A 10,624-nucleotide genomic window follows, 5' to 3' on the forward strand; every position below is an offset into this window, starting at 1 on the left:
CTTTAAAAGCACCTAAAAATCTAAAAGATATATTAAAAGTGGATACAAATAGCAAAATACTCGATGTAAAACTTATAAAAAATCCTATAAATAAAGAAAAAAATTTAAAACTATGTAATTTAATAATTGTTGGAAGTATAGAGTTTGAAATGGATTATAGTTGTAGAAATCATAGTAGATTTAAAGCAGTAAATAAATCAGATAATATTGATGACACTCAAGAAGATAAGGACTATAGAAGTAATATAAAAATGGCTAATGAAAATATAAAAAATTACAAAAATCAAATTAATATTAGTACTAACAAAATTAAAAAAGTAACTAAAACTTTTGGTTTCTCTTGCTCTATTTGTTCACCTGTTGGAATAGTTTATGAAGATGTAAAAAGTATAAATATAAAAACTGAACATGTATCAATAAATGAACTGAATAATGGCGAATTATTTATAAATACATCACTTCTATTATACTATTAATTAGTTGTACATAAAATTTAAAATTACTAAAGTAACTATATAGTTTAATGTATACAAATATTATTATAGATTAGATATAAGGTGATAATTATGTTAAAACGGTATCAATTATAAAAAATCAATTATCAAGTATTTATGACTTATAAATCGATTATAAATCCTTAATAATCACCTCTTACCAAACAATTTATTCTAATATTATAATGACAATTATATAGTTTAAGAATAAAAGTGTTAGCAAAGTTAGAGATAAGAAATTTGTGATTCTTGAGGAACTTTTAGCTTACAATATATCTGTAATAAATAAAATTAAGCATCTAGATTTACGCTAAAATAAGACAAATATGTTAAAAAAATGATAAGTTATGAGAACTTTTGCCATCTTCAATTAATATATTATTACTAGTAATAACTTTAAAATCATATTACTATTATATAAATTTTAGCTTTAAAAGAAGGTGACAAAAAGTAAATGAAAATATGCATAACAGTAGGTCATAGTATACTAAAAGGTGGAAAAAGTACAGGTGTAAATGCAATAGTTGATGAGTATAGTTATAATAAAAAATTAGCTCCTATGCTAGCAGAGATGCTTATAAGTCAAGGTAATGCAGTAGATGTAATAATTTGTCCAGAAAGACATTTTGTAGCAGAAAAGGAAGAGTTTTTTTATAGAGTTCCAAAAATAAATAGTGGCAAATATGATTTACTAGTAGAGCTACATTTAAATAAAAGTGATGGAAAAAGCTTTGGTGCAGAAGTACTTTATTATGGTAATGAAGGATTAGAATATGCTAAAAGAGTATCTAATAAACTTGGGGAACTATTTGAAAATAGAGGAGCTAAAAAAAGAGAAAATTTATATATATTGAGAAACACCAATCCAGTTGCAATACAAATTGAAAGTTTTTTCTGTGATAATATGGATGATTGTAATAAAGCCAATGAAGCAGGTTATGACTATATAGCACGATTAATAACAGAAGGTATTTTGAATAAAGATATAGGTATGTGAGATTATGGTAATTTAGGTATTGATTAATACCTTTTAATCTTAGATATAAATTGAAACAATGTCTAGAAATATAGATTAAACCTAAAAAGTATACTAATTCAGTCTATTTAAGTCGATTAAATTATCTAAAAAAATACCCCTTGAAAATATTGATTTATCAATGTTAATAAGGGGTATTTTTTTGTAAGATTTTATTTTGATTTAAGGACTAGTTTATAATTTTTTGTTGCGAAAATCTATATATGTAGGATAATAAAAACTATAAAAATATTGACATCTTACATTATAATAATAGAATGGAGAAAAATATAATTGATAAGATGAAAATAAATATAGTAAGGTGGTAACATATGAAATATACATTCGAAAGTTTTAAATTAGATAAAAAGATACTTAAGTCATTAAAAAATTTAGAATATAATGTGCCTTCTAAGGTACAAATAGAGGTTATTCCAGAATTGTTAAATAATAAAAATATAGCAGTAAAATCAAAAACAGGAAGTGGGAAAACAGCAAGTTTTGCAATACCTATATGTGAAAATATTGATATAGAGTATAATAATATTCAAGCACTTATAGTAGTACCAACGAGAGAATTAGCACTACAGGTAAAAGATGAAATATCAGATATAGGAAGGTTAAAGAAGGTGAGATGTAGTGCTATATTTGGTAGACAATCTATAAAAGAACAAATAACTGAGTTAAAACAAAGGGTTCATATCGTTGTAGCTACTCCAGGTAGAATAATTGACCATATAAATAGAGGTACTATTAATTTAGAAAAAATGAAGTATTTAATAATAGATGAAGCTGATAAAATGTTTAACAAAGGTTTTCTTGAACAAATGGAAACAATATTAACCAATATACCGAAAGAGAGAACGTTAGGTCTTTTTTCAGCTACGATAGGTGAAGAGATAGAATATATATGTGAAAAATATATGCCAGATTATAGTATTATAAATGTAGAAGGAAATGAAAGTAATACTAATGAAGGATTAAGACAAATAGATGACAAAATAATCAAGTCAAAGGAAAGAAATAAGTATATAGTTTTAAAAGAATTAATATACAGTGAAAATCCAAGAAGTGTAATAATATTTTGTAATACTAAAGAAAAAGTATCTAAATTATATAACAAAATGAGTAAAGAAGGTTTTTTGGTAAGAGAGTTACATGCAGATTTATCCCAAGAAAAAAGAATATTTGTGATTAAGGATTTTAAAAATATAAAGTTTAATGTATTAGTTAGTAGTGATGTAGCATCTAGAGGAATACATATTGATGATATTTCTTTAGTGATAAATTATGATGTACCACAAGATAAGGAAAACTATATACATAGAATAGGTAGGACTGGGAGAAAAGGAAATAGTGGAAAAGCTATTACTATAGTAGATGAAAAGGATGAAAAATATATAGAGAATATAGAAACATATGTAGGATATAAAATAAATGAGTTAACTAATATAGAACAAAGTAGTATTATACAGGGTAAAGTTTTATTTGAAGAATATTCAAAAGAAATTTTGAAAGAAGTATCGAAAAGAAAAAAAATGGATAAAAATCCACACAAAAGTAAATGTATAAAACCAAATCTAGAAAATGAAGTTGTTAGATTATATTTAAATGCTGGTAAAAAGAAGAAAATAAGGGTCTTAGATATAGTTGGAGCATTTAGCAATATAAAAGGTATTACTAATGATGATATAGGTGTAATCGAAGTTAAAGATTTATGTTCATATATAGATATATTAAATCACAAGGGAGATTTAATATTAAAAAAATATAAGGAGATACCTATAAAGAAAAAAATGGTTAAGGTGAAAAGAGATATACGATAATTCAGTGTAATAGAAAAAAGAATTTGATTAAGAGGTATTATTATGAAATATTTTGGAAATGGGTTAAGTGAAGTACACAAAGAATTAAATAAAATCATACGTAAAGAAGAAAAAATAGAACAGGCGAAAGCACTATTTTTGGAAATTCATTCAAAATTACATCTCTCAGAAATATCAAATACAGAAAAAAATGAAGTGGACAAGCTTATTTATGACTTAAACAGAAATGAATATGCTATTATGCCAACAAGTAAGGACGAAACTATTGCGTGGGTTTTGTGGCATATTGCAAGGATTGAAGATTTAACAGTAAATGTACTGGTTGCCCAAAAAGAACAAATTTTTAATGAACAATGGAAAGAGAGATTGAATGTTTTCATTACAGATACAGGAAATACTCTCTCTGATAATGAAATTATGAATTTAAGTAAAAGTATCAATATTGATGAATTGCTTTGCTATCGAAATGAAGTTGCAAAAAACACAAGAGAGGTTGTTAAGAAGTTGAAATCTGAAGATATGAAGCGAAAGGTTTCTCCAATTGATTTAGAAAGGATTTTGGTAACTGGTGGAGTAACAAAGCATGGAGATTCTATTTGGTTGCTGGACTTTTGGGGGAATAAAGATATTGCTGGCATTTTGCTTATGCCTCCTACTCGACATGTTATACTTCACTTGAATGATTGTTGCAAATGGAAAGAACATTTTCGTACAAAAAAGAAACTTTACAGAAGTTAAATTACAATAAATTAAGTAAATAACAAATCAACTAAAGGTATTATTGATTTTAGCTATACTCTAAGCTATACTATTTTTAAGTGTTTATGACAATAGTTATTTTAAATGTAAGTTGTAAATATATATTTATAGAAATATTAAAGGGGGGAAATATATGGCATATTTTAACTATAATAACAAACAGTGCTACTATAATGAAGTTGGAGATGGTACGCCATTACTTTTTTTACATGGAAATACAGCTTCTTCTAAGATGTTTGAGAATATAATAGATTTTTATAAAGATGAATATAAAGTAATATTAATTGATTTTGTGGGTCATGGCAAATCTCAAATGGTTGATAAGTTTTCTGTCGATTTATGGTTTGATGAAGCTATGCAAGTTATATGTTTTTTAGAAAAGATGAACTATAAAAAAGTAAATATAATTGGTAGTAGTGGAGGAGCTCTTGTTGCATTAAATGTTGCACTTGAAAGACCTGATTTAGTGAATAAGGTAATTGCAGATAGTTTTGAAGGAGAGGTTCCTCTAGAGTCATTTGTGCAAAATGTAAAATTAGAGCGTGAAGCATCAAAGCAAGATGATGATGCAAAAGCTTTTTATATTTACAATCAAGGCGAAAATTGGGAGCAAGTAGTAGATAATGATACAGAAGCTATTTTTGAACATTATAAAACTATAGGTAAATTTTTTCATAAGCCCCTAGAAACTATGCAACCAGATGTGCTTTTAACAGGAAGTAAAGAAGATGAATTTGTATCTTTAGTGTCTTTTGATTTTTATGAAAATACATTTTCTTCACTTCTTAAAAAGATTAAAAATGGGAAAATACATGTGTTTAATAAAGGTGGACATCCTGCAATTTTATCAAATGGTCTTGATTTCTCAAAAATAGCTAAAGAATTTTTAAAGAAGTAATTTAAAAATCTTTGTACATAAGAATGTGTAACAAACATTGGAAAAGAGACTTATAAAAAGTAATAAATATTGCCTATAAAAAGGATACTTGATTATTTCATAGAGAATTTATCAAGTATCCTTTTAAATGCTAAATCAATTGACATAGCTTTTCTAATGAGGCAGATTTATACTTATTTTTATTTATTACTACAGTAATATCATTAAAAAGTTTAAAATCAGGAATGAATATCTGCATAAGGTTTCCTTTTTCTATTTCTTGCTCAACTAGAATTTTAGGAAGAATTGAAACACCTAAACTATTTTTAGTAGCTTCTATTAGGGATTGTGAATCTACACTTTCCCAGCTTGCATGTACTTTGTAACCTTGCAAGGTTGCAGCTGATTCAAAAGTTTCGCGTACAGCACTTCCTCTTTCTCGTAATAGTAAATCCATACCCAATAGTTGAGATAAACTTAATTCGGCAGTACTACAATAACTTGGTGAAGATACAATGCATAATTCATAAGAAGAAAATTTCCTTATTTCTAATGAGCCTTGTATGATTTTCCCTTCAATAAAAGCTATATCAACCTTTCCTTGTTTCAATAATTTTAATGCTTTTAATGCACTATGGACTTCAACGTTAATCTTAGTATTTGGAGATATTTCTTGAAATTTCCTTATTAACTGAGGAAGCCATATTTGAGCAAACGTAATACAAGAAGCAATATGTATGGGAGTTTCATACTCTAAGTTTTTAATCCTTGATTCAACATTTTCTAGATTTTCAAGTATTGGTAAAATTTCTTGTAAAAGAAGTTCTCCAGTTTTTGTTAATTTAACACTTTTATGTAATCGCTCAAATAATTTGGTTTCAGCTTCATTCTCAAGTTCTCTTATTGCATGAGAAACTGCTGATTGTGTAATAAATAAATTATTTGCAGCTTTAGTAAAATTTTCTACTTTTGCAACTTCTCTAAAAATAATGCAATGTTTAAAATTCATAATCAGACTCCTTTACTCATGAATTAAATTCATGTCTGCAACAATATTTTATCATTTTACAAATAGCAGTACAACATTTATAATATGTCCATGTGCACATAGAAAGGAATATTATGAGAAAAAATATTAAATTGTATTTATGGCTTTGCTATATAAATTTATTTATAAGTGCCTTTACTTTTGGTGGAGGATATGTTGTTGTTCCCATGATAAAAAAGTACTATGTTATGGATAAAAAAATATTTAGTGAATCAGAGCTTATGGAAATGGCTACGATTGCTCAATCTTCACCTGGAGCAATTGCAATTAACTTAAGCATTTTAGCAGGTAAAAGAACAGCTGGATTTATAGGAGTAATTATCAGTTGTATTTGTTCAATTATACCTCCTATAGTAATTTTAGGTCTTGTTTCAAGGTGGTATGTTGCGTTTTCTTCAAATATTTATATAATTGCAATCTTAAAAGGTATGCAAGCATGTGTTGCTGCATTGATTGTAGATTTGACTATAGATATGTATAAAATGATTCTTAATGAGAAATCAATGTTATTAAATCTATTAGTACCATTTTCATTTATTGCTTGTACTTTTTTTAAAATTAATGTAATACTCGTATTACTTTTAAGTTGTTTGATTTCTTTGTTTGCTATATATATTCAACTTCGAAAAAAGGAGGGGAGTATATGATTATAAATTTATTCTTTACATTTTTGAAAATAGGAATGTTTAGTATAGGTGGTGGTTATGCTATTATTCCACTTATACAGGAACAGGTAGTTTTTAAGCAAGGATGGATAACACAAAAGGTTTTTACTGATATTATCACAATTTCTCAAATGACTCCTGGCCCATTAGCTGTTAATACTTCTACCTTTGTTGGTATGCAAGTGGCAGGAATTGAGGGTGCTATATCAGCAACAGTTGGATGTATAATATCAGGAATAATTATTTCTATATTTTTATATGAATTTTTTAAGAAATATAGGAATTCGAAATTTGTTTTTGAAATTTTAAATGGACTAAAAGCATCATCTTTAGGATTAATCATCTCAGCAGGATTTACAATTATATTGTTGACATTTTTTGGTTCTTCAAATTATTATACTACCAATATTTTCAAAAATATAGATATTGTAGCTGTTATTTTATTTTGTTGTTCACTGTATTGTTTACGAAAATATAAGATTGGACCTATACTTATGATGGTATTATCTGGATTGTTTGGATTAATTGTATATTTGTAAAGAAGGTCAATATATAGGTAAAGAAAGGTTTACATATAATGTGAAAAGTTTAAGATATTATGGAGTCTCCTATATTTTAGGAAACTCCTGTTTATCAATTATAAATAACATAGTAGTATTTTATTTTTACTTGCCATATATCTCACTTTCAATTAAACAAGTCCATTATCTCATTATCAGATAAACTTCTTAATACACCTTCATTAGAAAGCTCTCCATTTATAAATTGATTTATAAGCTCTTTTTTACTTTCTTGTAATTTTATTATCTTTTCTTCTATGGTACCTTTAGCAATTAACTTTATAACTTGTACTACATTTTTTTGACCAAATCTATGAGCTCTGTCACTAGCTTGATTTTCTACTGATGGATTCCACCATGGGTCAAAGTGGATTACAATATCAGCAGTTGTAAGATTTAATCCTGTCCCACCTGCCTTTAAAGATATTAAAAAAACTTTTTTGTCAGTACTCTTATTAAATTCATCTACAAGTTCAAGCCTTTCTTTAGCACTAGTTTTACCATCTATATAGTGATATGCAATTTTACACTTATCAAGTTCCTTACCTATGTTTTTAAGGACAGATGTAAATTGCGAAAATAATAATATCTTGTGATTTTCATTTATACTATCTCTAAGTATTTCTAGACACGTTTCTATTTTTGAACTTTTTTTATTATAATCTTTTACCACTATACTTGGGTCCAAACAAAGTTGTCTTAGTTTAGTTAAATAAGAGAAAATAACTATTTTATCTTTCTTAAGATTCTTATCTTTCATTTTATCTTGTATATCTTTTGCATATACACTATATATTTTTTTCTGCTCCTTATTTAATTCAACAAAAAAGTTTTTCTCAATCTTATCTGGCAGTTCTTTCATTACTTCTTTTTTACTTCTTCTAAGAATAAAAGGTTTTATTAGTCTTTTTAAATTTTCAACATTATCTTCTTTATTTATAAATAACTCTTGAAATTTTCCTCTACTATATAAATATCCAGGCATTATAAAATCAAATATAGACCATAACTCTAATAAATTGTTTTCCATAGGTGTACCAGTAAGTGCAAATTTATTTTTGGCATTTATATTTTTTACAGCTTCTGTTACTAAAGCCACTGGATTTTTAATGTTTTGAGCCTCATCTATTACACAATAATCAAAAACTATTTCACTATATCTTTCTAAGTCATTTCTGAGAGTACCATATGTTGTAAGGACTACATTAAAATCGTTTATTTTTCTAAAACACTTTTCTCTATCTTTTTTATTTCCATGTATCAATAGAACTTTTATATCTGGAGCAAATTTTTCAAATTCATTTTTCCAATTATAAATAAGTGATGTTGGCGTAACAATAATACTTTTTTTACTGGACACAGATAATAAAAATGTAATAGTTTGTATTGTTTTTCCAAGTCCCATTTCATCAGCTAATATACCACCAAATTTATAAAAATCTAAAACTTTAAACCAATTAAAACCATTTATTTGGTAGTCACGTAGATTTGCTTTTAAATTACTTGGAATTTCTGGACTTATAACATTAAAATTTCTAAATTTTTCACATGTATTTTCTAATTCTTTTTCACCATTTATAAATTTTAAGTTTTTACCTTTTATCATTTCATTTATATACAGAGCTTTATTATTATGAATTTTATTATCTTTTGATTTATCAATTACATCCAAATTTTCAACCAGTTCAAAAAAGTCTTTAGTTTCTTTTTCTGATAAGTCTATAAAACTTCCATCTTTTAGTTTATAAAAAGTACGTTTTTCTTGGAGAGCTTTTAGAATATCTTTGTACTCTTTTGGATTTATATCAGATATATTAAAATTAAATTCTAGATAATTTTGATTAGTTTGATTAATTGAAGCTTGAATTGATGAAGAATTATATATTTTCTTCAATTTAAACTTCTCAGAATAATAGATATCTCCAAATTCCTTTAAAGGTTCTAACTGTAAATCTAAAAATGTAAATAGGTCATAGTCAGTTCCTTTAAATGTATATCTGTTATTTTCTTTTACAAATTGTGAAGAAAGCATTTTATTTTCAATTTTAGCCTCTTTTTGTATGTTAGGAAGTATAAATTTTTTACCATCTTCATCATCATAGATATACTTTATGTCGCAACATACATTGCCATCAATTATATCAAAGTAAAACTCTGTTTCAAAATCGTTTGCGATATTATTTTTTATGTTTTCATCCAAATAAACTTCTTTGGATATTGACTTTAATTTAGGAACTAATAGACCTAAAACATCTTTAGAGTCTTCTTTATCAAATTTTAATTCTTTAGATTTTGATAATACTTGATAGATTTTTGAATAATCGCGAGCCTTTTTATGAGACAATAAGTAGATATTATTGTCATATAAAAGTACATCATTCTTTCTAGTAAGTGGAACAGGTAGTAAGTCTTTGGAAGATAAGACAATTTTATCTTCTATATTTTTAAAATTAAATTTTATTGGTAAAATATCACTTAATACTTTTGGATGATATTCTTCTTTAGAAAAAATAAGAGTAAAATCCTTGTATTTAAGAGCATTCAAAAATTGTTTCAGAGAACTCATATTTATTTCCATGAACTTTTTTGAATATGATGAAGAAAAATTATATGAAAGATTTGTTCCATATTCTTCTATCATATCTATCAACTGCTCATCTTCATCAGCAAAATAATGGATATTAGGATTATAAATAAATTTTTTTCCAAACTCTAATTCATATCCATTAAGTTTTGAATATGCAAATTCAGTAATATTTTTTAAAACATACATTTTATTGATTCCAATTTTAAACTCAGCAATTGCTTTATTTGAATCAATGCTTAATAATACATCTAAATTGACTCTTTCTTTTTTAGTATCATTAAAAAAAGAAAGTAGTTGTTTACTTAAATCCAAGCTGACTTTAGAATCAGTCTTAGAAAGTTTATCTTTATCCTCATCTAATATGTCTATTAGAACAGGAGGAATGTCATTTTTACTTTTTATTTGCTTTAGGCTTTTTATCACGATAGCAACTAGATGTTTACATATAAAGATGCTTCGATTTGTAATATTTGATTGACAATCAACACAGCTACAGTCACTTTCAATTATTTTAAAGTGTTTTATATCTATTGTTATTGAATTAAAATAAAAGCTATAATTATCCTCAGAATTGACTCCACCACGAAATGTTAGCAAGTTATTTTGTAAGTCATCAATATCAATGTCTATATAATCAACTAATTGATTATTATAGTATTTTATACCTCTTGACCATCTTGATGGTTCTGTATTTCTTTTGATTAATTTATATATCATATCTATTTTCATCTTATTCACCTTACCTCACTGTATATATTATAATCTAAATCTATTCAATTTACACTCTAAATAC

Annotated in this window: 8 protein-coding genes and 1 pseudogene; 7 read left to right on the forward strand and 2 right to left on the reverse strand. The window is 25.9% G+C overall.

The window, feature by feature from the left end; genetic code table 11:
* The 5 genes and pseudogenes from KGF52_RS18575 to KGF52_RS18595 all read left to right on the forward strand — a co-directional run.
* Positions 1–476, forward strand: a pseudogene (locus KGF52_RS18575) (hypothetical protein); the annotation flags it as partial.
* Positions 477–948: 472 nt separating this feature from the next.
* On the forward strand, positions 949–1,491 hold the full coding sequence (locus KGF52_RS18580; protein WP_227829550.1) for an N-acetylmuramoyl-L-alanine amidase: 543 nt from the start codon (positions 949–951) through the stop codon (positions 1,489–1,491).
* Between the two features lie 350 nt (positions 1,492–1,841).
* On the forward strand, positions 1,842–3,335 hold the full coding sequence (locus KGF52_RS18585) for a DEAD/DEAH box helicase (RefSeq protein WP_227841213.1): 1,494 nt from the start codon (positions 1,842–1,844) through the stop codon (positions 3,333–3,335).
* A gap of 42 nt (positions 3,336–3,377) precedes the next feature.
* On the forward strand, positions 3,378–4,073 hold the full coding sequence (locus KGF52_RS18590) for a DinB family protein (RefSeq protein ID WP_227841214.1): 696 nt from the start codon (positions 3,378–3,380) through the stop codon (positions 4,071–4,073).
* A 154-nt stretch (positions 4,074–4,227) separates the two neighbouring features.
* Entirely contained in the window at positions 4,228–4,992 is a 765-nt protein-coding gene (locus tag KGF52_RS18595) for an alpha/beta fold hydrolase (protein ID WP_227829547.1), read from the forward strand.
* Positions 4,993–5,122: 130 nt separating this feature from the next.
* Here the strand turns inward: KGF52_RS18595 and KGF52_RS18600 are convergent, their stop codons facing one another.
* The gene (locus tag KGF52_RS18600; protein ID WP_227841215.1) at positions 5,123–5,980 is read right to left on the reverse strand and encodes a LysR family transcriptional regulator; all 858 of its coding nucleotides are present in this window, start codon (positions 5,978–5,980) and stop codon (positions 5,123–5,125) included.
* 113 nt (positions 5,981–6,093) lie between these two features.
* On the opposite strand from KGF52_RS18600, the gene KGF52_RS18605 reads away from it, so the two are divergent.
* Positions 6,094–6,666: a chromate transporter gene (locus KGF52_RS18605; protein WP_227841216.1), complete on the forward strand. Its 573-nt coding sequence runs from the start codon at positions 6,094–6,096 to the stop codon at positions 6,664–6,666.
* Positions 6,663–7,223, forward strand: coding sequence for a chromate transporter (locus KGF52_RS18610; protein ID WP_227841217.1), 561 nt, complete (start codon positions 6,663–6,665; stop codon positions 7,221–7,223). The genes KGF52_RS18605 and KGF52_RS18610 overlap by 4 nt, the downstream gene beginning before the upstream one ends.
* A gap of 148 nt (positions 7,224–7,371) precedes the next feature.
* Here the strand turns inward: KGF52_RS18610 and KGF52_RS18615 are convergent, their stop codons facing one another.
* Positions 7,372–10,560, reverse strand: a complete 3,189-nt coding sequence (locus KGF52_RS18615) for a DEAD/DEAH box helicase (RefSeq protein WP_227841218.1) — start codon at positions 10,558–10,560, stop codon at positions 7,372–7,374.
* Positions 10,561–10,624 lie beyond the last annotated feature (64 nt).

Source organism: Clostridioides sp. ZZV15-6597 (genome assembly GCF_020657815.1).
GTDB lineage: Bacteria > Bacillota > Clostridia > Peptostreptococcales > Peptostreptococcaceae > Clostridioides.